The organism is Salmonella sp. SJTUF14076 (assembly GCF_015534835.1).
GTDB classification, from domain to species: Bacteria; Pseudomonadota; Gammaproteobacteria; order Enterobacterales; family Enterobacteriaceae; genus Salmonella; species Salmonella enterica.
Genome location: NZ_CP064674.1, coordinates 2,811,654 through 2,835,251, shown reverse-complemented (window position 1 = coordinate 2,835,251; position 23,598 = coordinate 2,811,654). Strand labels below are relative to the sequence as shown.

Below are 23,598 nucleotides of genomic sequence, written 5' to 3'. Positions count from 1 at the left end.
ATTATAGTTACATTCGGTAGCAACCCTACACCAACTCCGACAACCTGTCTCCAGGATAAGCACGCAAAGTGAAAACAGGCGCGGGAGGTGCTTAATCCATGAGCCAGCGCGCTGAACAAAGCCTGGATTCAGTTGTCGTAATGCCTGATTATCCATTAAAATGGATCGGATCGATATAAGCACACAAAGGGGGAAGTGCTTACTTATTATGAAACATAAACGACAAATGATGAAAATGCGTTGGTTGGGCGCAGCTATTATGTTAACGCTCTACGCATCATCGAGCTGGGCGTTCAGTATTGATGACGTGGCAAAACAAGCTCAATCTTTAGCCGGGAAAGGCTATGAGGCGCCTAAAAGCAACTTGCCCTCCGTTTTCCGCGACATGAAATATGCGGATTATCAGCAGATCCAGTTTAACAGCGATAAAGCCTACTGGAACAACTTAAAGACCCCTTTTAAGCTCGAATTTTACCATCAGGGGATGTACTTCGATACGCCGGTCAAGATTAACGAAGTGACGGCGACGACGGTCAAAAGAATCAAATACAGCCCGGATTACTTCAATTTTGGCAATGTTCAGCACGATAAAGACACGGTAAAAGATTTAGGCTTCGCCGGGTTCAAAGTTCTGTACCCCATCAACAGTAAAGATAAGAACGACGAAATCGTCAGTATGCTTGGCGCCAGCTATTTCCGCGTTATCGGCGCAGGCCAGGTATATGGCTTATCTGCGCGCGGCCTGGCGATTGATACCGCCTTACCATCTGGTGAAGAGTTTCCCCGCTTTCGCGAGTTCTGGATTGAGCGTCCAAAACCCACCGATAAGCGTTTGACCGTCTATGCATTACTCGATTCTCCGCGCGCGACCGGCGCTTACCGTTTTGTGATCATTCCTGGCCGCGATACCGTGGTGGACGTGCAGTCAAAAGTCTATCTGCGCGATAAAGTGGGCAAGCTGGGCGTTGCGCCATTAACCAGTATGTTCCTGTTTGGGCCAAACCAGCCGTCGCCGACGACCAACTATCGTCCGGAACTGCATGACTCGAACGGCTTATCCATTCATGCGGGTAATGGCGAGTGGATTTGGCGTCCGCTGAACAATCCAAAACACCTCGCTGTGAGCAGCTATGCAATGGAAAACCCTCAGGGATTCGGCCTGTTGCAGCGTGGTCGCGAGTTCTCGCGCTTTGAAGATTTAGACGATCGCTACGACCTGCGTCCAAGCGCCTGGATTACCCCGAAAGGCGACTGGGGCAAAGGTAAGGTTGAACTGGTTGAAATTCCGACCAATGATGAAACCAACGATAACATCGTCGCTTACTGGACTCCGGATCAACTGCCGGAACCGGGTAAAGAGATGAACTTCAAGTACACTCTGACCTTCAGCCGCGATGAAGATAAACTTCATGCGCCGGATAATGCCTGGGTGCTGCAAACACGCCGCTCAACGGGCGACGTTAAACAGTCGAATCTGATTCGCCAGCCCGACGGCACCATTGCCTTTGTGGTGGATTTCGTTGGCGCCGACATGAAAAAACTGCCGCCGGATACGCCTGTCGCTGCGCAAACCAGCATTGGCGATAACGGTGAAATCGTTGACAGTAATGTACGCTATAACCCAGTCACTAAAGGCTGGCGTTTAATGCTGCGCGTGAAAGTCAAAGACGCGAAGAAAACCACGGAAATGCGTGCCGCATTGGTGAATGCCGATCAGACGCTAAGTGAAACCTGGAGCTACCAGTTACCTGCCAATGAATAAAACAACTGAGTATATTGACGCACTGCTGCTTTCTGAACGTGAGAAAGCGGCATTGCCGAAAACTGACATCCGCGCCGTGCATCAGGCGCTGGATGCCGAGCATCGGACTTACTCGCGAGAAGACGATTCACCGCAGGGTTCCGTAAAAGCCCGCCTTGAACACGCCTGGCCGGATTCATTGGCGAAGGGGCAGTTAATTAAAGATGATGAAGGGCGCGATCAGTTGCAGGCTATGCCAAAAGCGACGCGCTCTTCGATGTTTCCCGATCCCTGGCGAACCAACCCGGTTGGACGTTTCTGGGATCGTCTGCGTGGGCGGGATGTAACGCCGCGCTATGTTTCTCGTCTGACAAAAGAAGAGCAGGCGAGCGAGCAAAAATGGCGTACCGTCGGCACTATACGCCGCTATATTTTGTTAATTTTGACTCTGGCGCAAACCGTCGTCGCGACCTGGTATATGAAGACCATTCTGCCTTATCAGGGATGGGCGCTCATCAATCCTATGGATATGGTGGGGCAGGATATTTGGGTCTCCTTTATGCAGCTCCTGCCCTACATGCTGCAAACCGGTATCCTGATTTTGTTTGCCGTGCTGTTCTGCTGGGTGTCAGCCGGATTCTGGACGGCGCTGATGGGCTTCCTGCAACTGCTTATCGGGCGCGATAAGTACAGCATCTCCGCGTCTACGGTTGGCGATGAGCCCCTCAATCCGGAACACCGGACGGCGCTGATCATGCCTATCTGTAATGAAGACGTTAGCCGCGTTTTCGCCGGTCTGCGCGCGACCTGGGAGTCCGTTAAAGCCACAGGCAACGCCGCGCATTTCGACGTCTATATCCTTAGCGACAGTTATAACCCGGATATCTGCGTGGCGGAGCAAAAGGCGTGGATGGAGCTTATCGCGGAAGTGCAGGGCGAAGGCCAAATTTTTTACCGTCGCCGCCGCCGCCGTATGAAACGCAAAAGCGGCAATATTGACGATTTTTGCCGCCGCTGGGGCAATCAGTACAGCTATATGGTGGTGCTGGACGCGGACTCAGTGATGAGCGGCGAGTGTCTGAGCGGTCTGGTGCGCCTGATGGAAGCGAATCCAAACGCCGGGATTATCCAGTCTTCGCCGAAAGCGTCGGGGATGGATACTCTGTATGCCCGCTGCCAACAGTTCGCGACCCGTGTTTATGGGCCGCTGTTTACCGCCGGGCTGCACTTCTGGCAGTTGGGGGAGTCGCACTACTGGGGGCACAATGCCATTATCCGCGTGAAGCCGTTTATCGAGCACTGCGCTCTGGCGCCGCTGCCGGGAGAAGGTTCGTTCGCCGGATCGATTCTTTCCCACGACTTTGTGGAGGCGGCGCTAATGCGTCGGGCAGGGTGGGGCGTCTGGATTGCCTACGATCTCCCCGGTTCCTATGAAGAGCTGCCGCCAAACCTGCTGGATGAGCTTAAACGCGACCGCCGCTGGTGTCACGGCAACCTGATGAACTTTCGTCTGTTCCTGGTGAAAGGAATGCACCCGGTGCATCGCGCCGTGTTCCTGACGGGGGTAATGTCATATCTGTCCGCGCCGTTATGGTTTATGTTCCTCGCGCTTTCTACCGCGCTGCAGGTCGTTCATGCGTTAACAGAGCCGCAATATTTCCTTCAGCCGCGCCAGCTTTTTCCGGTCTGGCCGCAGTGGCGTCCGGAACTGGCAATCGCGCTGTTTGCGTCAACGATGGTGCTGCTGTTCCTGCCGAAGCTGCTCAGTATTATGCTGATCTGGTGTAAAGGCACCAAAGAGTATGGCGGTTTCTGGCGCGTTACGCTGTCGCTGTTGCTGGAAGTGCTGTTCTCCGTATTGCTGGCGCCGGTGCGTATGCTGTTTCATACCGTGTTTGTGGTCAGCGCGTTCCTCGGCTGGGAAGTGGTCTGGAACTCACCGCAACGCGACGATGATTCTACGCCGTGGGGAGAAGCCTTTATGCGTCACGGTTCTCAACTGCTGCTGGGGCTGGTCTGGGCGGTGGGTATGGCGTGGCTGGATTTACGCTTTCTGTTCTGGCTGGCGCCGATTGTCTTTTCGCTGATTCTGTCGCCATTTGTTTCGGTGATCTCCAGTCGTTCAACGGTAGGATTACGCACCAAACGCTGGAAGCTGTTCCTGATCCCGGAAGAGTATTCGCCGCCTCAGGTGTTGGTCGATACCGATAAATATCTGGAGATGAATCGCCGCCGTATTCTGGACGATGGCTTTATGCATGCGGTATTTAACCCGTCGCTGAATGCGCTGGCGACCGCGATGGCCACCGCGCGTCACCGCGCCAGTAAGGTGTTGGAAATAGCCCGCGATCGTCATGTGGAGCAGGCGCTAAACGAAACGCCGGAGAAACTGAACCGCGATCGGCGTCTGGTTTTGCTCAGCGATCCGGTGACGATGGCGCGTTTACACTATCGGGTCTGGAATGCGCCAGAGAGATACTCTTCCTGGGTAAACCATTATCAGTCTCTCGTCCTGAATCCGCAGGCGTTGCAGGGACGAGCATCGTCTGCGGGATAAGGTCTTCAGGTCTGGAGTGAGGTGAAAAATACCGGCGTGATGCCGGTATTTTTATAGTGAAATGAGGTATCAGGTGCGTATATTCGCGGTGAGCATAATGGTGATTACCCTGAGCGGCTGCGGCAGTATTATCAGCAGAACGATCCCCGGACAAGGACACGGCAACCAGTATTACCCTGGCGTGCAGTGGGATATGCGTGATTCCGCATGGCGCTATATCACTATCCTCGATCTGCCCTTCTCACTGATCTTCGATACACTGCTACTGCCTCTCGATATTCACCACGGGCCTTATGAGTAATTAACGCTCATCCCATTCGTCTGCCGCAGTACGGCCTTCCTCGGTATCAAGCGGGGGTTCAAGCTGGAATTCCCCTTCATCCCATTCATGCAAAGTATTCTCTTCCTGCCATTCCTGGCGGATCTCTATCTCATCATAATCGCCGTCAAACACGCTCTGTGCGGCTTCACCACTCAGCATCGGCAGACATTCGCCATCTTCACCTTCATCGGCGAAAAATTCGACCTGCCACATGATGTCCCCATCCTGCAGTACATATTTCTGAACGTTGAACTGCTGCACATTCGCTTCGTCTTGTTCGAGGCCTGGATGGTCAGCCAGAAATTCTTCCCGGGCTGCATCGATAGCTTCTTCCAGCGTGGCATACATGGTCATCAGTGTCTCCCTTTGATTTGATGAGGTATTTAGGGAAAGAATAGCTGATTCTGTAATATTGCAAGTATGAAAGCGCAAAAATTATTCTATTGCCAGTCTGCGCCGTCGTAAGCTGTTCCATGAATAGATAGCATTGAACAACACCACGCCTGCCGTGACGCAGAATACGGCGCGGAAGCCATAGCTCGCGGAAATTGCGGCACCCATGAGAGGGCCGGTGACGTTGCCGATATCGCGGAAAGATTGGTTGTAACTGAATATGCGCCCGGCTATCTGGTTGGTAGAGTTGTAAACCAGCAGAGTTTGAACGGCTGGCAGCAGCGCGCCATCCGCCGCGCCAAGCAGAAACCGCAATAGCGCGAGCTGCCACGGCGTTTGCACAAAAGACATTGGAATCAGCAGCAGTACGGAAATAATCAGCGCGACGATAAGGATCTTTTCCGGGCCAATTCTGTCGCCGAGCTTGCCGAGCCGGGGGGCGCTAAGTAATGCCGCCACGCCGGGAACGGACGCTATCATCCCGCTAATGAACGCAATATTACTGACATTTCCCGCGAGTTCGCGCACATAGAGCGTCAGGATGGGCGCAATAGACCCCGTCGCCACCTGAATAATCAGCGTGGTGACAAACAGGCTTAACACCAGGCGGGGATTTTTTAACGAGGCGACCACTTCCCGAACGTGAAGCATCTCTTTTTTGCTCACCGGCAGGAAATTCTCGCGAATAAAAAAGAAGGTAAGCAGAAAACAGATAAACAAAACGCTGGCGGTAATAAAAAAGACCGGGCGAAGGCCGTAATGGTCGGCGAGCAGACCGCCCGCAAGTGGGCCAAGAAGAGCGCCGCTGACGCCGCCAGTAGAGAGCGTCCCTAACGCCCAGCCGCTTTTATGGCGCGGCACCTGAGTGGCGATGAGCGCATTGGCGTTGGGAATAAATCCGCCCAACAGGCCTAATAACGCGCGGAGGATCAGAAATTGCCAGATATTTTGCGCCATGCCCATTAACAGCATCACAATGGCCATGCCGAGAGCGGAACGCAACAGCATGATCTTACGCCCTTTACGATCCGCCAGGCCGCCCCAAAAAGGGGAAGCGATAGCTGAAAAGAGGAACGTAATACTAAAGACCAGCCCGGACCACATGTTGAGCGCGCTATGGCCTGTTACGCCGAGTTGCTCAACGTAAAGAGGAAGAAAAGGCATGACCAGGCTGAATGCCGCGCCGGTTAAAAAACAGCCCAGCCAGGTAACGGTTAGATTGCGTTTCCAGTTTATGGGGACATCAGAGGGTGACATAGCGTTCCACAGTATGATGCGCGGTTTGCGCTATCATCAATTTAATTATGAGCGTACTAATTATAATTATGCGCCGACCTTACCAGCCTCGCAATGTGGGGAGCTTTTAAAGCTAAAAGAGGGGAAAAATTGCAGCCTGACGGCTGCAATCCTGTCAATAGCGCGACGGTACGCCTTCAGGGCGAGTTTTAAAGCGGCGATGCAGCCACATATACTGCTCTGGCGCCATCATAATGCACTGCTCAACAATTTTATTCATCCACGCGGCAGTCGCTTCTGCGCTCTCCAGCGGAGGCGAATATTCCGCAGGAAGAATGATCAGTTCGTAGCCTTTCCCATCGGGTTTACGGCGAGGCACGAAGGGGATAATACAGGCTTTAGACATGCGCGCGAGCATCCAGGTACCGGAGGTCGTGGCAGCCTGGTCGACAGCGAATAATGGTACAAAAACGCTGGCGCGCGGACCATAATCGTGATCCGGCGCATACCAGATCAATTCGCCGCTTTTCAATGCTTTAACCATGCCTTTCAGATCTTTGCGATCCAACATCGATTTATTGGAGCGTAAGCGTCCCCAGGTCTGTAACCAGTCGAGCAACGGATTATCATTCGGGCGATAAACTCCGATCCCCGGGTTATGCATACCAAACATGCGGGCGCCAAACTCAAGGGTAAGAAAATGTATTCCTACCAGAATGAACCCCAGCCCCTGCGCCTTAACTTCACGGATATGCTCCAGACCGCTCGCTTCCATCCAGCGGTTCACTCGCCGATCGGGCCAGAACCAGGCCATGCCGGTTTCCATCACGCCCATACCGACGGATTCAAAGTTTTTGACCACCATGGTGTGGCGTTCCTGCGCGCTCATTTCCGGAAAGCATAATTCAAGGTTGCGATAGGCGATTTTCGCGCGGCGTTTCATTACGCGTCGCGCCAGGTGGCCCAATGCGCAACCCAATTTATAGATGACCGGGTAGGGGAGTTGCACGACCAACCAAAGCGCGCCTATACCCAACCAGGTTAACCAATAGCGCGGGTGCAGTAAGGCCACGGAGAACTTAGGCAACTTCGTCATTTCTATCCTGTCTTTCAACGAACAATTCCCCGTATTCTCGCATCTTTTTGCGTTGAGCAAAAATATGTAGCAGGAGAGTGGCGATTAAATCGGCAATTGTTGTTAATTATTTAGTGTAAAGCAGGAAATGTAGCGCAAAATGTGTGGATGTAAATTGGCGAGACTTGCCTTATCATGCCTGCCCACTTTATTTTTTGCTGATTGCAGGATACGTACACCATGCCAGTGTTACACAACCGCATCTCTAATGACGAGCTGAAAGCCAAAATGCTGGCGGAAAGCGAGCCGCGTACGACAATTTCTTTTTATAAATATTTCACTATCGCCTCTCCGCAACAGACGCGGGACGCGTTGTATCAGGTGTTTACGGCGTTGGACGTTTTTGGTCGCGTTTACCTGGCGCATGAAGGCATCAATGCGCAAATCAGCGTGCCGCAAAGCAAGCTCGAGACGTTTCGTCAACAGCTTTATACGTTCGACCCCGTGCTGGACGGGCTGCGTTTAAATATTGCGCTGGAGGATGACGGAAAGTCATTTTGGGTGCTGCGTATGAAAGTTCGCGACCGTATCGTTGCTGACGGTATTGACGATCCGAGTTTTGACGCCAGTAATGTCGGCGATTATCTGAAGGCGGCAGATGTGAATGAGATGCTGGACGATCCTGATGCGGTCTTTATTGATATGCGCAACCACTATGAGTATGAAGTTGGCCATTTCGAAAATGCTCTGGAAATCCCGGCGGATACGTTTCGTGAACAGTTGCCAAAAGCGGTTGAAATGCTGCGGGAACATGCAGATAAAAAGATAGTGATGTACTGTACCGGCGGTATTCGTTGTGAGAAAGCCAGCGCCTGGATGAAACACAACGGTTTCAATAAAGTCTGGCATATTGAGGGTGGCATCATTGAATACGCCCGTCGCGCGCGCGAGCAGGGGCTTCCCGTTCGCTTTATCGGCAAAAATTTTGTATTTGATGAGCGAATGGGCGAACGAATCTCGGATGAGGTTATCGCGCATTGCCATCAGTGCGGCGCGTCCTGCGACAGCCATACCAACTGCAAAAATGACGGTTGCCATCTGCTGTTTATCCAGTGTCCGCAGTGCGCCAGTAAATTTAACGGCTGCTGTAGTGAACAATGCTGTGAAGAGTTGGCCTTGCCGGAGGAAGAACAGCGCCGACGTCGTGCGGGTCGCGAGAACGGCAACAAAATTTTTAATAAATCGCGTGGTCGGCTTAATAGCAAACTGAGCATTCCCGATCCGGCTGAGTAATATTTTGCCGGATAGCCGCGTAAAGGCCGCTATCCGGCATTTCGCCAGGCGTTACTTCTGCTGAACGCCTTCTACTGAGATGATAAGCTCAACCTCTTGTGAGGCCGGGCCGAGATCGGTAGTTATATTGAAATCCTTCAGCTTAATTTTTCCTTCGGCCTCAAAGCCCGCGCGCTTACCGCCCCACGGATCGTCGCCCTGGCCCATCAGCTTCGCTTCCAGCGTCACCGGTTTAGTCACGCCATTGAGCGTCAGATTGCCGGTAATATCTAGTTCATCGCCCTCTTTTTTCACGCTGGTAGAGGTGAAGGTTGCCTGCGGGAATTTCGCAACATTAAGAAATTCCGCGCTACGCAGGTGTTTGTCACGTTCGGCATGGTTAGTGTCGACGCTATTGGTGTTAATGGTCACGTTCACTTTGTCTGCCGACGGATTTTTTTCGTCAAAAGTGAACGTGCCGTCGAAATCTTTAAAGGTGCCGTACAGCCAGCTGTAGCCCAGATGCTGGATGCGGAAATTGACGAACGCATGTTGGCCTTCTTTATCAATTTTATACTCCGCCGCCACGGCGGAACCGGTCGTGAATAACAAGGATGCGAGGGTGAATCCCAGCAGGTTTTTTTTCATTTTTGAGCTCCATAGTCAGATGACGACATTCCTGTCATACGTTTCAGTGTGTCGTCTTTATCGATGAAATGGTGTTTTAGCGCCATAACCCCATGCGAGAGCGAGATAATGACCAGCGACCAGGCAAACCACAGATGCAGCGTTCCGGCGATGTCAGCCTGCGCGCCCGCGTCCGTAAGCGTGGCCGGAATCTCAAACCAGCCAAAGACGCTAATCGGTTTACCATCGGCGGTGGAAATCAGGTAGCCGCTAATGATTATCGCAAAGAGCAGGAGATACAGGAGGAGATGACCCGCGGCGGCGCCAGCGCGCGTTAAACGGGAATAGCTGGTCAACGCAACGGGCGGCGGAGAATAATGCCGCCAGATAATACGCACGATCAGCGCCATCATCAGTAATATGCCAATACTTTTATGTATTTCCGGTGCCTGGTGATACCAGCCGTCGTAATAACTGAGCGTGACCATCCATAAACCCAACGCAAACATGCCATAGACCACCAGGGCGGTCAGCCAGTGGAGCGCGGCGGAAACTACGCCATAACGTTGTGGAGTATTTTTAAATTGCATAAACACACCAATGAATATTTCACGAGAGAATGAAAATGGCGTGGAAAAGCGCCGAATGCAACTTATAAATAAGAATTTGAATGATATTTATTTTTATTTCAATAATTTTGATGTTGTTTGCGGTTCAGCTTCAGAAGTTTCGAGATATTTCCCCCTGATAACCGCACAACGGCAGGAGTTGGCATTATTGCCGTGCTTCAACATTATGAAATAAAAAGTGAGGAACTTTCAGGAAGTGTCAGTTAACGTCAATGAAAAGCAATCAGAAGAAAAGGAGATAAACAATATCCATTACCGCCAGCAGCGACCAAAGAATAACGTAAAGCATGAAATGTTCGCGAATATTATTCATCAGAAAATGAAAGAGACGACGCATAGCTTACCTTAATAAACAGCCCCTTTACGGGGCCGACAAATTATTGGCTAAAACGGGACAGCCGGAACGGCGTCAGATCAAAGGAGGGCGTTTTTCCCAACGCAAAATCTGCAGCGATTTCTCCTAACACGGGGGCGAATTTAAAACCATGTCCGCTGAGTCCAGTGATGACAAGCGTATTCTCATGACCAGGCAGCGTATCGATAATAAAATCCTCGTCCGGCGAATTATCATAGGTACATGCCGCCCCATGTAAACAACCGCCGATACCCGGCAGTACGTTACGCAGGAAAGGAAATGCTTCCGCGCCATCGCTGGCAACGGCGGCAAAGGGCTTGCGCTCTTCCTGAGCCTGTATTCGCTGTCCGCCATTGTGTTTGCCGATTTTTAACTCGTCGTTCTCCGCCGGGAAACCGTAATATTGATCGCCGTTGGGCATTTCGCCGGTAAAGGCCGGAAAGCGGTTTTTAGTGCTGTAACGTCCATCCGCCTTAAACCAGGCAAAAACTTTACGTACGGGCTGAACGGGCAGCTCCGGTACCAGCGCTTTGACCCAGGTGCCCGCGCTAATCAGCGCCTTGCTGGCGTGGTAGCAGCCTTCACTCGTCTCTATCGTCACACCGTTATCATCATGGTGAATATGGCTTACCGGGCTGTTGAATAGCTGTGCGCAGCCTGCTTCTCGGGCCAGACGAAGCCATGTGGTAATGGCTAATTCGCTGCGCAGGAAACCGGAGTCAGCTTCAAACAGCCCGATATAATTATCGGGCACGCGAATTTCCGGCCAGCGCGTCATGAGGGCCGTCGCGTCCAGGCGCTCGACGTTCAATTGCCACTGTTGCGCGCTTCGTGCGACGTTGGCTAAGAAAGCGGAATCGGCCGGGCCGAGGTTGACGACGCCGGAGCGGACAAAAATAGGCTCTTCATTGTGTGTGGAGAGTTCATCCCAAAGCGTCTGGGCGCGAAGCACCAGCGGGACATATTTTTCGCCTTCACCATAAGCGTGGCGGATAAGACGGGTATCGCCGTGGTGGCTGCCCTGTTGATGAGGCGGCATATGCGCATCGGTCATCAGGACCTTTAGCCCGGCGCGGGTGGCGTAATAACCAGCGGCGGCGCCAACCGAACCGCTGCCGATAATAATAAGGTCGTATTTCATCAGCTTCTCTCTGCTATCGCGATGATTTCAGGGTAAATAACTGCGCTGAGATATACAAGCCAGAAATAAGTGAGGCACCTTACGGTGCCTGAGAGAGGGGGAGCGCGTCACGCTAATGGCGACGATACTCGTTTTCCTGGTAATCGCCTGATTCTATTTTGGCGATGCCGGCTTCTAATATTGAAATAAATTGCCTGGCTACATCTGTTGTTAACCAGAGCGTTTGACCAACTTCAGTCCCTTCCGGTTCCGGACGATTTGGGGTCTGGTAGTGTAAACGCAGCATCAGCGCATCATAGCTATCGACGGTGCTGATGTCCCATCCTACAAGCGGATGGGTCTGAATGACTTCATTATTCTTTTCCATCATGCCCCCCTGGTACGTGTTATAAGACAACGGTTCTCGAGGTTCAATGCGTGTTTTTCTTCTGAAGCAACTTCAGTATACCAATTAATAAGGCTATTCACTGCGTTTTTAAAGAGACCGGAGGATAAATTTCTCTTTTTAAGAATTATATGAACAATAAAGCGGCAGTTCATTCATATTTTTTTAGGATGTTGTGCAATTATTTTGACGGTCAGGCGAAATATTCATCAGTTGCGCAAATAAAAAAGCCGGGGCGACCCGGCAAACATACATCACTGCATATCATTTTTTATTCATTGATGAACCAGTCATCAGCGCTCTCCCAGGTCTCCTGGAGAATCTCGCTAATGCGTTCTTTGTCCTCTTTTGATGCGCCAATGACGGACAAGTTGTTGGCGGTAGCGTAACGCACGGTGACGTTACCCAAATTCTCCGGAAAATGATGGCTAATACGGCGGGAGAGTTCGCCCGCCAGCGCATCAATCGCACCGGCAGGCAGAGGTGACGTTTTGGCTATAGTGACTTCAATACGCATAATGGCCCCCTGTTGAATATACTGGATATATATACAGTTAAATCCAATATATAGCAACAGGTAAGCGCATTTTTTATTTTTTTACTGACCAGCGTACTGTTTCACCCGCTAAAAAAGGCACCAGCGAATCATCAGCCAGCGCGATATTTTCCGGTACCTGTTGTTCATCGCGAACCAGTTCCACCCACCCCGTATTCACCGGCAGGCCATAGAATTGCGGGCCATTCAGTGAACAGAACGCTTCAAAGTGCGCCAGCGCGTTCATTTCCTCAAACACGGCGGCATAACTGCCAAGGGCGGAGGGGGCGTTGAAACAACCGGCGCAGCCGCAACTGGTCTCTTTACGATGACGTGAATGCGGCGCTGAATCCGTCCCCAGGAAGGCGCGCGTAAAACCACTGGCAACCAGTTCGCGTAACGCCTGTTGGTGAATATTGCGTTTCAGAATCGGCAGACAGTACAGGTGAGGACGAATGCCGCCGACCAGCATATCATTACGGTTAAACATTAAATGTTGAGGCGTAATGGTAGCCGCCAGGTAGTCGTTGCCGTCACGTACATACTGCGCGGCATCTTTGGTCGTGATGTGCTCAAAGACCACTTTAAGCGCGGTCAGACGCTGGCGTAGCGGTTCCATTACGGTGTCGATAAAACGCGCTTCGCGATCGAAGATATCAACATCCGCATGGGTCACCTCACCGTGGACCAGCAATGGCATTCCGAGTTTTTCCATCCGCTCCAGTACCGGCATGATAGCGTCGACTGACGTTACGCCATGACTGGAGTTAGTGGTGGCATTGGCCGGGTAAAGCTTAGCCGCAGTAAACACGCCTTCATGGAAACCACGCTCCAGTTCATCGGCATCGAGCGAATCCGTTAAATAGCAGGTCATTAACGGCGTGAAATCATGCCCGGCGGGCACCGCATCGAGAATACGCTGGCGGTAGGCGATCGCTGCATCAACGGTCGTGATGGGGGACGCCAGGTTCGGCATCACGATAGCGCGACCATAAATTTCGCTGGTATAGGGTACGACCGTTTTTAACATGTCGCCATCGCGAAGGTGAACGTGCCAGTCGTCCGGGCGGCGGATCTTTAAAACCTGGGATGGTGCAGTCATTAATAAGCTCCGGCTGAGGAATAGTCTTTTTGCCGGAAACAAAGGATAAGCGGAAACGTTTTCGTTTGCACGTAAAAAAAGGGCGCGAGCGCGCCCTCCGAAATCAATTGGTGAAAGGAATAACGATTTCACCAGGTTTAACTTCAATGCCTTTCGCGAGTTTCTTCGCTAACGCTTCGCCTTTACTGCTGTCCTCACGCAACACGTAAGCGGGCCGCTGGTTAAAGTAGCTACGTAAAGACTGATTTAAATAGGGCAGGAGCGTTTGTAGCACCGATTGCATTTTCTCCGGCGTCACGGTGGCGTCTACTACTTCCATCTCCTGAAGATAGATGGCGCCTTTTTCTTTATCAAAGACCGGCAGGGCTTTTAGCTTGAGTTTCATCGTCGCTTTTTGACTGCCAAACAGGGAATTCATATCCAGCCTGGCATCGCCAGTAAGGGTGACTTTATTAGGTTCTTCCCGACCAATCTGGCTGACAAGGTTAGTCAATACGATATGCGCGTCGGCAATGCCGGGCAGACCAATATCTTTTGAGAAATTATTCCGTTTTTCAAGCGCTTGATTGATTTCTTGTTCGCTAATGGTGTATTGCGTAAGTTGATTACAACCCACTAACAGGCCGCTAACTACCAGCGCAGCGGCAAAAAAAAACTTTTTCATGGCGTTCCTTAGCATGTTGCCTGTGCCCTAATCTTGACACAAAGCAGCATGTCGCGCCAGCGGACATGGTGCCACTAGAAAAAGCTGAAAAAGGCGGCAAGAAAGGGTTGCCGCCTGGCGGGAGTTAGATAGCCATTGAGGAGAGTAAATTAATTTGCGTCTGCTTCGCCATATTATCGCGATAGTCCGCGACTTTTGTCGGCCAGTGGATACCGGCGACCAGCGTCAGATTACGCAGAAGCGGAAACAGATGAATATCATCTTCCGATAATTCGCCGTTAACGGCGTTAGGCTGTACGATGAGTTTATCCAGCAAACGTAAATCATCGCCGATCTTTTTAATCAGTCCGGCAGAGTGCGCAAGATGGTTGTCAAAACTGCCAGATGAGGCTTCTTTTTTGCGGATAAAATACTGGCGCGCCGCAGGGGTAGAAAATTCATCGAAAGCGGATTTTGCAAATCGCGGCAGCAGTAGCTGATTAACGTAACCGTTAACTTTGCGCAACCACTCTTCAATGGCTGGATTACGTTTCCCGGTTAACAGCGGTTTGCCGTCGAGGTTGTCGACATAATGTACAATATCCATACTTTCAGGAAGGTAGCGACTATCATCTTTTTGCAGGATGGGCACCATCTTTTGACCAATCATCCGGGTGGGCGTCGCCTCGTCGTCATTTTGTAACACGTTAAGTTCAACGGGGATGTTCTTCAGGCCGAAAATCATGCGGGCTTTAACGCAGAAAGGGCAATGATCGTAAATATAAAGCTTCACGTTTCTCCTCCATTTGACTGTCGGTTCCTGACCAGTATGGAGGAGATAGCGACAGGTATCAAATCAGGCGCCGGGTTCCAGCATCCGGCGTGGCGTGCGCTTATGACTAAATTGCCAGCCTAAAGCCAAAAAGGTGATAAAGCCGATAATACCGAGCATCATCCACGGTAGTTCAGGCTGCGCAAGCGCTTTCCCCATATCAAACAACCAGCCGCCGCCGATATAACCAATCGCGCCGCCAATGGCTAATCCCAGACGGCTAAAGCCCATATAGCTTCCCCGCGCCCTCGCGTCCGCGAGCGACGCGCTGAGCGTTTCGCGCGCCGGTTCGGCGATAACCGAGCCGATGTAGAAAGCGCAAATAAGCGTAAAAAGCTGCTGTAAATTGCCCACTATCCCGATGGGGAGCATGCTCAGCGACATGACGAGCAAACCGGCCATCAGCCGATGCTCCAGCCGAAAACGCTTTTCGCTCCAGCGGGCAATCGGGTAGAGCAACGTCAGCGAGAGACACGCCTCAATAGCGTACATCCATTTCACGGCAGCAGGCGAACCGGCGATATCGTTTACCATAATCGGCAGCATTAACATGACCTGTACCGCCAGCATATAGTAGCCCGCCAGCGTCAGCACGTAGGTGACAAACCTTTTATCGCTCATGACGCGGCGCATTCCTTCACGCACCGGCGTTCTGACCGTTGATAGCTTCCAGGCCGGAAGCAGCCATGCGTTGAAAAGGGCGCATAATATGAACAAAATAGCGCCCGTCGCGCAGACCAGGCGAAAATCGTATTGTAGCAACCAGCTTCCCAGCAGCGCGCCAATCACCGCACCCGCGCTGTCCTGCATCATCAACAGAGAGAAGAAGCGGCCCCGTTGCTCCGGACGAATTAATTTGACCACCAGCGCTGAACGCGGCGGGTCGAAAAGCGTACCGCCGAGACCGGAAAGAAAGCAGGAAAACCACAAGAGCCAGGGCTCATGCGCGATACCCATGGTGGCAAAGCCTGCGGCGCGCATCAGCATACCGGTGACAATCATCGGTTTCGCGCCAAAGCGATCGGCGATGGCGCCGCCAAAAATGCCCAGACCTTGTTGAATAAACTGACGCAGGCCGAGCGCGATCCCTACCATTACGGCAGCCCACCCCATTTGATCGACAAAACGAATAGAGATGAGCGGGAAGACGACGAAAAAACCCAGCACCACTAACATGTTATCGATGAGAAGAAAATATTTACCCAGGTTCCTCGCCTGCGAGACGCGCGACATTTCCCCTCCCGGGAAATAAAAGATGAGCGTCTTCTATTCTGCGGCGGCGTTTCGTTTTTTCCTACCGTTAGCGGGACAATATTTTTTTATCAAAAGTCCTTTTTAATCGAGAGTTTTCATCAAAATGTGGCAGCAATTCAAAAAATGACGATTTGCGCTTTTCACAGAGCCTGGTTGCGCAGGTATAGTAATGTTACTGGCGTGCTGAAGACGTTACAGGAAGGAGTAGGTATAGAATGTTTGGCTATCGTAGTAACGTGCCAAAAGTGCGCTTAACCACCGATCGTCTGGTGGTACGTTTAGTGCATGAGCGTGATGCCTGGCGTCTGGCCGATTATTACGCGGAAAATCGTCATTTTTTAAAACCCTGGGAACCGGTCCGTGATGAAAGTCATTGTTATCCTTCAGGATGGCAGGCGCGTCTGGGAATGATCGGTGAATTTCACAAACAGGGCTCCGCCTTCTATTTCGCGCTACTTGATCCGGAAGAAAAAGAAATTATCGGCGTGGCGAATTTTTCCAATGTGGTGCGCGGTTCTTTTCATGCCTGTTATCTGGGCTATTCCATTGCGCAGAAGTGGCAGGGGCAAGGGCTGATGTTTGAAGCCTTAACCGCTGCGATTCGCTATATGCAGCGCACTCAGCATATCCACCGTATCATGGCGAACTATATGCCGCACAACAAACGTAGCGGCGCGTTGCTGGCGCGGCTTGGCTTTGAAAAAGAAGGCTATGCGAAAGATTACCTGTTGATTGATGGACAATGGCGCGACCATGTCCTGACGGCGTTAACCACGCCGTTATGGACGCCGGGGCGTTGAGCGGCTTACGGAATGAGAGGCAAAGGGAGAAAACGATGAAATATGAATTAACCGCCACTGAAGCGCGAGTGATTGGCTGTCTGCTGGAAAAGCAGGTGACAACGCCGGAACAGTATCCGCTTTCCGTCAACGGGGTGGTGACAGCCTGTAATCAGAAAACCAACCGTGAACCGGTGATGAACCTGACGGAACAAGAGGTGCAGGAACAGCTCGATAACCTGGTGAAACGCCACTTTTTGCGTACGGTCAGCGGGTTTGGCAACCGCGTCACCAAATATGAACAGCGCTTCTGTAATTCCGAATTTGGCGATCTGAAACTTAGCGCGGCGGAAGTGGCGCTCGTCACTACGCTGCTGCTGCGCGGCGCGCAAACGCCCGGCGAGTTGCGTAGCCGGGCGTCGCGGATGCATGAATTCAGCGATATGGCGGAAGTTGAATCCACGCTGGAACGGCTTGCCAGTCGTGAGGACGGCCCGTATGTCGTCCGTCTGGCGCGTGAACCGGGTAAGCGCGAAAGCCGCTATATGCACCTTTTTTGCGGCGACGTCGATGAACTGTCTCTCCAGACGTCTGCGCCGGAAAGTGCGTCGGGCGATCTTCAGTCGCGCGTCGAAGCGCTGGAAAGCGAAGTGGCGGAGTTAAAGCAGCGGCTGGATTCTTTGTTAGCTCACCTGGGAGAGTAATGTGAGAACATTACGGATTGGCATTGTCGGGTTAGGCGGTATTGCGCAGAAGGCCTGGCTGCCGGTATTAACCAACACCGCCGGATGGACGTTACAGGGCGCCTGGTCTCCTTCGCGGGATAAAGCCTTACGTATTTGCGAAAGCTGGCGCATACCGTATGTGGATTCGCTGGCGAATTTAGCGTCCGGCTGCGATGTGGTCTTCGTCCACTCCAGTACCGCAAGCCATTATGCCGTGGTCAGCGAACTTCTCAATGCCGGCGTCCATGTCTGCGTAGATAAACCGCTGGCGGAAAATCTACGTGATGCCGAACGACTGGTGGCGCTGGCGGCGCAAAAAAAATTGACGCTGATGGTTGGCTTTAATCGCCGTTTCGCGCCGCTGTACCGCGAACTGAAGACGCGCCTCGGTACTGCGGCGTCACTGCGTATGGATAAACATCGTACCGATAGCATCGGGCCGCACGACTTACGTTTTACTTTGCTCGATGACTATCTGCATGTCGTGGATACCGCTCTGTGGCTGGCGGGCGGCGAGGCGCGCCTTGCCAGCGGCACGTTGCTCACCAGCGAGTCCGGCGAAATGTGCTATGCGGAACATCATTTTTCCGCCGACAAATTACAAATTACCACCAGTATGCACCGGCGCGCCGGAAGTCAGCGTGAATCGGTCCAGGCCGTCACCGAAGGCGGGCTGTATGACGTGACGGATATGCGTGAATGGCGCGAAGAGCGCGGGCAGGGTATTCTCATCAAACCCATTCCGGGTTGGCAAACAACGCTTGAGCAGCGTGGTTTTGTCGGATGCGTGCGGCATTTCATTGACTGCGTACAAAATCAGACGGTTCCGGAAACGGCGGGGGAGCAGGCGATTTTGGCCCAGCGCGTCGTGGAGGCGCTGTGGCGGGACGCCATCAGCGAATAATCCTCTGTAACATCTGGCGGTAGTAATTCATCGTAATCCAGGTACTATACCCTCAATAATTCGAGTTGCAGAAAAGCTAACGCACATGCAGCTCGAAGTATGGCGGGTATATATGCCCACTCTACATAATACCTCTTTTCACAGTGAATAATGGCAAACCGTGGGGAGTCTGTAAGGCCTGATAAGACGTTTTGACGTCGCCGTCAGGCGCGGTGATACAGCCGGATACGGCAGAAGTTGCGTTATCCGGTCGATGGATCAGCCATGCAGGAGTTTTACGCCAGGGTCTGGAATACAAAAGAAATGAATTTATTGAAATCGCTGGCTGCCGTCAGCTCGATGACTATGTTTTCACGCGTGTTGGGCTTTGCCCGTGATGCGATTGTCGCCAGAATTTTTGGCGCAGGGATGGCGACCGACGCCTTTTTTGTGGCGTTTAAACTCCCCAATCTACTACGCCGGATCTTTGCCGAAGGCGCTTTTTCTCAGGCCTTTGTGCCTATCCTGGCGGAATATAAGAGCAAGCAGGGTGAAGAAGCGACGCGGATCTTTGTCGCTTACGTTTCCGGCCTGTTGACGCTGGCATTGGCCGTCGTGACGGTGGCCGGTATGCTGGCCGCCCCGTGGGTGATTATGGTAACCGCGCCGGGTTTTGCCGATACTGCGGATAAATTCGCGCTGACGACGCAACTGCTGCGGATTACGTTTCCCTATATTCTGCTGATCTCGCTGGCTTCACTGGTTGGCGCCATTCTCAACACCTGGAATCGCTTCTCTATTCCCGCTTTTGCGCCGACATTTCTTAATATCAGCATGATTGGTTTTGCATTATTCGCCGCGCCATACTTTAATCCGCCGGTGCTGGCGTTAGCCTGGGCAGTCACCGTCGGCGGCGTGCTGCAACTGGTGTATCAACTTCCGTATTTGAAAAAGATCGGTATGCTGGTGCTGCCGCGCATTAACTTTCGCGACACTGGGGCGATGCGGGTGGTCAAACAGATGGGGCCGGCGATTTTGGGCGTATCCGTCAGTCAGATTTCCCTTATCATCAATACCATTTTTGCCTCGTTTCTGGCCTCCGGCTCGGTCTCATGGATGTACTATGCCGATCGGTTGATGGAGTTCCCGTCCGGCGTGCTGGGCGTGGCGTTGGGGACCATCCTGTTGCCGTCATTGTCGAAAAGCTTTGCCAGCGGCAATCATGATGAGTACTGCCGCCTGATGGACTGGGGGCTGCGTTTGTGCTTTTTACTGGCGTTGCCGAGCGCGGTAGCGTTAGGCATCCTGGCGAAGCCGCTGACGGTCTCGCTGTTTCAGTACGGTAAATTCACCGCTTTTGATGCGGCGATGACGCAGCGGGCGTTAATCGCCTATTCGGTGGGGCTGATTGGTTTGATCGTCGTAAAAGTGCTGGCTCCGGGCTTCTATTCTCGCCAGGATATTAAAACGCCGGTGAAAATCGCCATCGTGACGTTAATCATGACGCAGTTAATGAACCTGGCGTTTATTGGACCGCTGAAACACGCCGGGCTGTCGCTCTCTATTGGTCTGGCGGCATGTCTCAATGCGTCGCTGCTGTACTGGCAACTGCGCAAACAGAATATCTTTACGCCACAACCGGGTTGGATGTGGTTCCTGATGCGTCTGATCATTTCCGTACTGGTGATGGCCGCCGTATTGTTCGGCGTGTTGCATATTATGCCGGAGTGGTCGCAAGGGTCGATGCTATGGCGTTTGCTGCGTTTGATGGCGGTAGTGATCGCGGGTATCGCGGCCTATTTCGCCGCGCTTGCCGTGCTGGGCTTTAAAGTGAAAGAGTTTGTTCGCCGGACGGTGTAAATTCAGTGCCTGATAGCGCTGTGCTATCAGGCCTACAAGGCATTCAGGCCGGAAAGGCGCAACGTCGCCATCCGGCAATGATTAGATAGAAATTTTTTTACCGCCGCGGTGAGAGACGGAAGTCTGGCCGTCAGCCCCGTACAAGGTCGGCTCCTGGTGAGGTTTCAGCACCTCCAGCGCCTGTTGATTACGCTCGATTTGCCCTTCCAGCAGCCAGCCGTTGTGCTGGTTGAGGTCGCGCAGATGCTGCGTTTTTTCGGTAATCGCCTGCCAGCGCTCTGCAATGTCATCGTTTGCGCTACGCTGCGCGTTCTGCTCCAGACGGCGCTGTTGTTCCAGATAATCCAGCGTCGCCAGCAACGAGCTTTTTTCTTCTGTAATACGCTGTAGCTGGCTGCCGTTAATCTGGCCTACGGAAAGCTGTTGTTGCTCGGCGTCCATCACCGTCTTCAGGTCATTCAGGACGGTGGTCATCTGGTCAAGTATTTCTGACAAACGAGTCATACGCTTATTTACTCTGTAAGTAGCTCTGCGCCTCGCGAATGAGCGAGTCTGCTATTTTTCCCGTATCCATTTTTAACTCACCGTTACGGATAGCCGTTTTTAATGCTTCGACGCGTTCCATATTAATGTCGCTGACGCCTGGCTGCATGAGCTTCGCTTGCGCGTCGCTTAACGTTACGCTGGCGCTCGTCGCGGCGGACGTTTTTTCCTGACGCGTTTTTTGTACCGGCGTGTCGCTGGTTTCGCGCGTCTGGACAGTGCTAACGGGTTTCAAAGGTGAGGTACGGTCAATGCTCATTTATTTATCCTCATCGAGGGTTACGTTGTAGCGGCCAGCTACCATCATGGTTGAATATCTCATCGGCAGCCGCGACAAAATCTTTACACAATTATAGGTTAATAAGAATATTCCCATCAGAATCGACGGTTCCACTCACGATTTGACCCGATGTCATGCGCACGCGCGCATTTTGCGCGACGGTGGCATTATTCATCGCCTGACCTTCCGCATTGACGCTAAACCCCTCGCCATTGGCGATGACCTGTACTCGTTGACCCGCTTTGACGCGCCAGGCCTGACGTATCATCGTAAGCTGTACCGGCTGCCCGGGAGCGAGATCGCGCAAACTGACGGCATCCTGAATCTGACGGATATCCAGTACCGTCCGCGGCGGTAACTGATCCAGCCTGCCACGTTTTAGCGTGACGTTGGCCGGCGTCAATTTTCCGCCGCGCGCGACGGGCGCGGCAACGGCGACATAATTGCCGGTCGCTTGCACATTCACCTGCAAATAACGTTTTTCATTGGCGCAGCGCGCCACCACATTGACGTTGCCCCACAGCTTCGCGCTGCCCGTCATGCTGAAGGCTGGCTGCTCGCAGCTCGGCAGCAGATTGGGCGATGAACGGAGCGTGACAACCACCTCGTCGCTGAAGCCAGCCAGACGCTGGGAAAACCACGTGGTCAGCTGGGCGTTGATGTCCTGCGCCATTGTCAGGGGGCTGAACAGCAAAGCCGCCACGGCGAATCCTCGTTTTAACGTTTGCATGGTACTTCCCCCTGGTTGATGTCATGACAGGATTCTACCCGTGTGAAGCAAGCATCAACGCAATAAATAGCGACGCATTTTGCGTTTATTCCGGCGATAACGCGCGCGTGAAGGCATTTAAGCTGTCGGCTGAATTTTGCCATTTGCGGAGGAGATATGCTCGACAGGCTCGATGCCGCCTTACGATTTCAGCAGGAAGCGCTAAATCTGCGCGCGCAACGTCAGGAAATATTAGCGGCGAATATCGCTAATGCCGATACGCCGGGGTATCAGGCGCGCGATATTGATTTTGCCAGTGAGTTAAAAAAGGTGATGGTGCGTGGACGGGAAGAAACCGGCGGCGTCGCGTTAACGTTGACTTCCTCTCACCATATTCCCGCTCAGGCGGTCTCTTCTCCCGCAGTGGATCTGCTTTATCGCGTACCCGATCAGCCTTCTTTGGATGGTAATACCGTAGATATGGACAGGGAACGTACGCAGTTTGCGGATAACAGTCTCAAATATCAGATGGGGCTTACCGTTCTGGGTAGCCAACTCAAAGGCATGATGAATGTGCTACAGGGAGGAAACTAATTCGTGGCGCTGTTAAACATTTTTGATATTGCCGGATCGGCGCTTGCCGCACAGTCCAAACGGTTGAACGTTGCGGCCAGTAACCTGGCGAATGCGGATAGCGTCACCGGCCCGGACGGACAGCCTTATCGCGCCAAACAGGTGGTTTTTCAGGTGGACGCCGCGCCGGGTCAAGCCACTGGCGGGGTAAAGGTCGCCAGCGTGATTGAAAGTCAGGCACCGGAAAAGCTGGTTTATGAGCCAGGCAATCCGCTGGCGGACGCTAATGGTTACGTCAAAATGCCCAACGTCGATGTGGTCGGCGAAATGGTCAACACGATGTCAGCCTCGCGCAGCTATCAGGCAAATATCGAAGTCCTGAATACCGTAAAAAGCATGATGCTTAAAACGCTGACATTAGGCCAGTAAAGGAGGCGCGTATGTCTATTGCCGTAAATATGAATGACCCGACCAACACGGGCGTCAAAACGACGACCGGCAGCGGATCGATGACCGGAAGCAACGCTGCCGATCTGCAAAGCAGTTTCCTGACCTTACTGGTCGCGCAATTGAAGAACCAGGACCCGACTAACCCATTACAAAATAATGAGTTAACGACACAGTTGGCGCAAATCAGTACCGTGAGCGGCATTGAAAAACTGAATACGACGCTGGGGGCTATTTCCGGGCAAATCGATAATAGTCAGTCCCTACAGGCGACCACGCTGATTGGACATGGCGTTATGGTGCCTGGCACCACAATTCTGGCGGGTAAAGGCGCGGAAGAAGGGGCCGTGACGTCCACGACGCCGTTTGGCGTGGAATTGCAACAGCCTGCGGACAAAGTGACGGCAACCATTACCGATAAAGATGGCCGGGTGGTACGGACGCTGGAGATCGGTGAGTTGCGAGCCGGGGTACACACCTTTACCTGGGATGGTAAGCAAACGGACGGAACAACGGTACCGAATGGTTCTTACAACATTGCGATTACCGCCAGCAATGGCGGGACGCAACTGGTGGCGCAGCCGCTGCAATTCGCTCTGGTACAGGGCGTGACGAAGGGCAGTAACGGCAACCTGTTGGATCTGGGTACCTACGGCACCACCACACTCGACGAAGTTCGGCAAATAATCTAAGCCCTTAC

Annotated in this window: 27 protein-coding genes; 11 read left to right on the top strand and 16 right to left on the bottom strand. The window is 52.5% G+C overall.

What is annotated here, in order from left to right:
- Positions 1-226 precede the first annotated feature (226 nt).
- The 3 genes from mdoG (at position 227) to HU143_RS13890 (ending at position 4,599) form a co-directional block, all read left to right on the top strand.
- Positions 227-1,762: a glucans biosynthesis protein MdoG gene (gene mdoG, locus HU143_RS13900; protein WP_001562609.1), complete on the top strand. Its 1,536-nt coding sequence runs from the start codon at positions 227-229 to the stop codon at positions 1,760-1,762.
- Positions 1,755-4,298 carry a glucans biosynthesis glucosyltransferase MdoH gene (gene mdoH / locus HU143_RS13895; RefSeq protein WP_001044607.1) on the top strand — a complete coding sequence of 848 codons (2,544 nt, stop codon included), beginning with the start codon at positions 1,755-1,757 and terminating at the stop codon, positions 4,296-4,298. Before mdoG ends, mdoH begins: the two co-directional genes overlap by 8 nt.
- Before the next feature lie 73 nt (positions 4,299-4,371).
- Positions 4,372-4,599 carry a YceK/YidQ family lipoprotein gene (locus tag HU143_RS13890; RefSeq protein WP_001217832.1) on the top strand — a complete coding sequence of 76 codons (228 nt, stop codon included), beginning with the start codon at positions 4,372-4,374 and terminating at the stop codon, positions 4,597-4,599.
- On the opposite strand, the gene HU143_RS13885 is transcribed toward HU143_RS13890, so the two are convergent.
- The 3 genes from HU143_RS13885 to HU143_RS13875 form a co-directional block, all read right to left on the bottom strand.
- Positions 4,600-4,974 carry a MysB family protein gene (locus HU143_RS13885; RefSeq protein ID WP_000180050.1) on the bottom strand — a complete coding sequence of 125 codons (375 nt, stop codon included), beginning with the start codon at positions 4,972-4,974 and terminating at the stop codon, positions 4,600-4,602. It abuts the gene before it with no gap.
- An 81-nt stretch (positions 4,975-5,055) separates the two neighbouring features.
- Complete coding sequence (gene mdtG / locus HU143_RS13880) at positions 5,056-6,270, bottom strand: multidrug efflux MFS transporter MdtG (RefSeq protein WP_000075053.1); 1,215 nt, start codon at positions 6,268-6,270, stop codon at positions 5,056-5,058.
- A 154-nt stretch (positions 6,271-6,424) separates the two neighbouring features.
- The gene (locus HU143_RS13875) at positions 6,425-7,345 is read right to left on the bottom strand and encodes a Kdo(2)-lipid IV(A) acyltransferase (protein ID WP_000163973.1); all 921 of its coding nucleotides are present in this window, start codon (positions 7,343-7,345) and stop codon (positions 6,425-6,427) included.
- A 219-nt stretch (positions 7,346-7,564) separates the two neighbouring features.
- Here HU143_RS13875 and HU143_RS13870 point away from each other — a divergent pair, with 219 nt between their 5' ends.
- A complete protein-coding gene (locus HU143_RS13870) occupies positions 7,565-8,617 on the top strand; it encodes a rhodanese-related sulfurtransferase (RefSeq protein WP_023227755.1) in 1,053 nt (350 codons plus the stop codon).
- Positions 8,618-8,668: 51 nt separating this feature from the next.
- On the opposite strand, the gene HU143_RS13865 is transcribed toward HU143_RS13870, so the two are convergent.
- The 10 genes from HU143_RS13865 to mdtH all read right to left on the bottom strand — a co-directional run bounded on the left by HU143_RS13865 (position 8,669) and on the right by mdtH (position 16,078).
- Positions 8,669-9,244: a YceI family protein gene (locus HU143_RS13865; protein WP_000739886.1), complete on the bottom strand. Its 576-nt coding sequence runs from the start codon at positions 9,242-9,244 to the stop codon at positions 8,669-8,671.
- Complete coding sequence (locus tag HU143_RS13860) at positions 9,241-9,813, bottom strand: cytochrome b (RefSeq protein ID WP_001159780.1); 573 nt, start codon at positions 9,811-9,813, stop codon at positions 9,241-9,243. The genes HU143_RS13865 and HU143_RS13860 overlap by 4 nt, the downstream gene beginning before the upstream one ends.
- Before the next feature lie 262 nt (positions 9,814-10,075).
- The gene (locus tag HU143_RS13855; RefSeq protein WP_001253282.1) at positions 10,076-10,189 is read right to left on the bottom strand and encodes a YceO family protein; all 114 of its coding nucleotides are present in this window, start codon (positions 10,187-10,189) and stop codon (positions 10,076-10,078) included.
- Positions 10,190-10,229: 40 nt separating this feature from the next.
- Positions 10,230-11,348, bottom strand: coding sequence for an N-methyl-L-tryptophan oxidase (gene solA, locus HU143_RS13850; RefSeq protein WP_023227756.1), 1,119 nt, complete (start codon positions 11,346-11,348; stop codon positions 10,230-10,232).
- A gap of 112 nt (positions 11,349-11,460) precedes the next feature.
- The gene (gene bssS, locus HU143_RS13845) at positions 11,461-11,715 is read right to left on the bottom strand and encodes a biofilm formation regulator BssS (protein ID WP_000414441.1); all 255 of its coding nucleotides are present in this window, start codon (positions 11,713-11,715) and stop codon (positions 11,461-11,463) included.
- Positions 11,716-12,004: 289 nt separating this feature from the next.
- Positions 12,005-12,250: a DNA damage-inducible protein I gene (dinI, locus tag HU143_RS13840; protein ID WP_001217763.1), complete on the bottom strand. Its 246-nt coding sequence runs from the start codon at positions 12,248-12,250 to the stop codon at positions 12,005-12,007.
- Positions 12,251-12,323: 73 nt separating this feature from the next.
- Positions 12,324-13,370 (bottom strand): dihydroorotase, encoded by a 1,047-nt coding sequence (gene pyrC / locus HU143_RS13835; RefSeq protein WP_000126587.1) that lies wholly within the window; start codon positions 13,368-13,370, stop codon positions 12,324-12,326.
- Positions 13,371-13,473: 103 nt separating this feature from the next.
- A complete protein-coding gene (locus HU143_RS13830; RefSeq protein ID WP_000713057.1) occupies positions 13,474-14,034 on the bottom strand; it encodes a lipoprotein in 561 nt (186 codons plus the stop codon).
- 124 nt (positions 14,035-14,158) lie between these two features.
- Positions 14,159-14,806 carry a glutaredoxin 2 gene (gene grxB, locus HU143_RS13825; RefSeq protein WP_000780893.1) on the bottom strand — a complete coding sequence of 216 codons (648 nt, stop codon included), beginning with the start codon at positions 14,804-14,806 and terminating at the stop codon, positions 14,159-14,161.
- 63 nt (positions 14,807-14,869) lie between these two features.
- A complete protein-coding gene (mdtH, locus tag HU143_RS13820) occupies positions 14,870-16,078 on the bottom strand; it encodes a multidrug efflux MFS transporter MdtH (RefSeq protein WP_023227263.1) in 1,209 nt (402 codons plus the stop codon).
- 236 nt (positions 16,079-16,314) lie between these two features.
- Between mdtH and rimJ the strand changes: the two genes are divergently transcribed.
- The 4 genes from rimJ (at position 16,315) to murJ (ending at position 20,346) form a co-directional block, all read left to right on the top strand.
- Positions 16,315-16,899: a ribosomal protein S5-alanine N-acetyltransferase gene (gene rimJ, locus HU143_RS13815; protein ID WP_000468204.1), complete on the top strand. Its 585-nt coding sequence runs from the start codon at positions 16,315-16,317 to the stop codon at positions 16,897-16,899.
- A gap of 35 nt (positions 16,900-16,934) precedes the next feature.
- Positions 16,935-17,582 carry a YceH family protein gene (locus tag HU143_RS13810; protein WP_000873047.1) on the top strand — a complete coding sequence of 216 codons (648 nt, stop codon included), beginning with the start codon at positions 16,935-16,937 and terminating at the stop codon, positions 17,580-17,582.
- 1 nt (position 17,583) lies between these two features.
- On the top strand, positions 17,584-18,507 hold the full coding sequence (locus tag HU143_RS13805; RefSeq protein WP_023227262.1) for a Gfo/Idh/MocA family protein: 924 nt from the start codon (positions 17,584-17,586) through the stop codon (positions 18,505-18,507).
- Positions 18,508-18,810: 303 nt separating this feature from the next.
- Positions 18,811-20,346, top strand: a complete 1,536-nt coding sequence (murJ, locus tag HU143_RS13800; protein WP_023227261.1) for a murein biosynthesis integral membrane protein MurJ — start codon at positions 18,811-18,813, stop codon at positions 20,344-20,346.
- Between the two features lie 81 nt (positions 20,347-20,427).
- Here murJ and flgN read toward each other — a convergent pair whose 3' ends face one another.
- From flgN to flgA, 3 genes are all read right to left on the bottom strand, one after another.
- Positions 20,428-20,850, bottom strand: coding sequence for a flagella biosynthesis chaperone FlgN (gene flgN / locus HU143_RS13795; protein ID WP_000197547.1), 423 nt, complete (start codon positions 20,848-20,850; stop codon positions 20,428-20,430).
- A gap of 4 nt (positions 20,851-20,854) precedes the next feature.
- On the bottom strand, positions 20,855-21,148 hold the full coding sequence (gene flgM, locus HU143_RS13790; RefSeq protein WP_000020893.1) for a flagellar biosynthesis anti-sigma factor FlgM: 294 nt from the start codon (positions 21,146-21,148) through the stop codon (positions 20,855-20,857).
- 91 nt (positions 21,149-21,239) lie between these two features.
- Positions 21,240-21,899, bottom strand: coding sequence for a flagellar basal body P-ring formation chaperone FlgA (gene flgA, locus HU143_RS13785; RefSeq protein WP_001194087.1), 660 nt, complete (start codon positions 21,897-21,899; stop codon positions 21,240-21,242).
- 156 nt (positions 21,900-22,055) lie between these two features.
- On the opposite strand from flgA, the gene flgB reads away from it, so the two are divergent.
- The 3 genes from flgB to flgD are packed head-to-tail and all read left to right on the top strand — an operon-like array spanning position 22,056 to position 23,590.
- Positions 22,056-22,472, top strand: coding sequence for a flagellar basal body rod protein FlgB (gene flgB / locus HU143_RS13780; RefSeq protein WP_000887043.1), 417 nt, complete (start codon positions 22,056-22,058; stop codon positions 22,470-22,472).
- 3 nt (positions 22,473-22,475) lie between these two features.
- The gene (flgC, locus tag HU143_RS13775) at positions 22,476-22,880 is read left to right on the top strand and encodes a flagellar basal body rod protein FlgC (RefSeq protein ID WP_001196448.1); all 405 of its coding nucleotides are present in this window, start codon (positions 22,476-22,478) and stop codon (positions 22,878-22,880) included.
- An 11-nt stretch (positions 22,881-22,891) separates the two neighbouring features.
- Positions 22,892-23,590, top strand: a complete 699-nt coding sequence (gene flgD / locus HU143_RS13770; protein WP_000020450.1) for a flagellar hook assembly protein FlgD — start codon at positions 22,892-22,894, stop codon at positions 23,588-23,590.
- The last annotated feature ends 8 nt before the right edge of the window (positions 23,591-23,598 follow it).

Coding starts and splice junctions, on each gene's coding strand:
- mdoG (WP_001562609.1), top strand. CDS start 227: ATGATGAAAATGCGTTGGTTGGGCGCAGCTATTATGTTAACGCTCTAC.
- mdoH (WP_001044607.1), top strand. CDS start 1,755: ATGAATAAAACAACTGAGTATATTGACGCACTGCTGCTTTCTGAACGT.
- HU143_RS13885 (WP_000180050.1), bottom strand. CDS start 4,974: ATGACCATGTATGCCACGCTGGAAGAAGCTATCGATGCAGCCCGGGAA.
- mdtG (WP_000075053.1), bottom strand. CDS start 6,270: ATGTCACCCTCTGATGTCCCCATAAACTGGAAACGCAATCTAACCGTT.
- HU143_RS13875 (WP_000163973.1), bottom strand. CDS start 7,345: ATGACGAAGTTGCCTAAGTTCTCCGTGGCCTTACTGCACCCGCGCTAT.
- HU143_RS13870 (WP_023227755.1), top strand. CDS start 7,565: ATGCCAGTGTTACACAACCGCATCTCTAATGACGAGCTGAAAGCCAAA.
- HU143_RS13865 (WP_000739886.1), bottom strand. CDS start 9,244: ATGAAAAAAAACCTGCTGGGATTCACCCTCGCATCCTTGTTATTCACG.
- HU143_RS13860 (WP_001159780.1), bottom strand. CDS start 9,813: ATGCAATTTAAAAATACTCCACAACGTTATGGCGTAGTTTCCGCCGCG.
- HU143_RS13855 (WP_001253282.1), bottom strand. CDS start 10,189: ATGCGTCGTCTCTTTCATTTTCTGATGAATAATATTCGCGAACATTTC.
- solA (WP_023227756.1), bottom strand. CDS start 11,348: ATGAAATACGACCTTATTATTATCGGCAGCGGTTCGGTTGGCGCCGCC.
- bssS (WP_000414441.1), bottom strand. CDS start 11,715: ATGGAAAAGAATAATGAAGTCATTCAGACCCATCCGCTTGTAGGATGG.
- dinI (WP_001217763.1), bottom strand. CDS start 12,250: ATGCGTATTGAAGTCACTATAGCCAAAACGTCACCTCTGCCTGCCGGT.
- pyrC (WP_000126587.1), bottom strand. CDS start 13,370: ATGACTGCACCATCCCAGGTTTTAAAGATCCGCCGCCCGGACGACTGG.
- HU143_RS13830 (WP_000713057.1), bottom strand. CDS start 14,034: ATGAAAAAGTTTTTTTTTGCCGCTGCGCTGGTAGTTAGCGGCCTGTTA.
- mdtH (WP_023227263.1), bottom strand. CDS start 16,078: ATGTCGCGCGTCTCGCAGGCGAGGAACCTGGGTAAATATTTTCTTCTC.
- rimJ (WP_000468204.1), top strand. CDS start 16,315: ATGTTTGGCTATCGTAGTAACGTGCCAAAAGTGCGCTTAACCACCGAT.
- HU143_RS13810 (WP_000873047.1), top strand. CDS start 16,935: ATGAAATATGAATTAACCGCCACTGAAGCGCGAGTGATTGGCTGTCTG.
- murJ (WP_023227261.1), top strand. CDS start 18,811: ATGAATTTATTGAAATCGCTGGCTGCCGTCAGCTCGATGACTATGTTT.
- flgN (WP_000197547.1), bottom strand. CDS start 20,850: ATGACTCGTTTGTCAGAAATACTTGACCAGATGACCACCGTCCTGAAT.
- flgM (WP_000020893.1), bottom strand. CDS start 21,148: ATGAGCATTGACCGTACCTCACCTTTGAAACCCGTTAGCACTGTCCAG.
- flgA (WP_001194087.1), bottom strand. CDS start 21,899: ATGCAAACGTTAAAACGAGGATTCGCCGTGGCGGCTTTGCTGTTCAGC.
- flgB (WP_000887043.1), top strand. CDS start 22,056: ATGCTCGACAGGCTCGATGCCGCCTTACGATTTCAGCAGGAAGCGCTA.
- flgD (WP_000020450.1), top strand. CDS start 22,892: ATGTCTATTGCCGTAAATATGAATGACCCGACCAACACGGGCGTCAAA.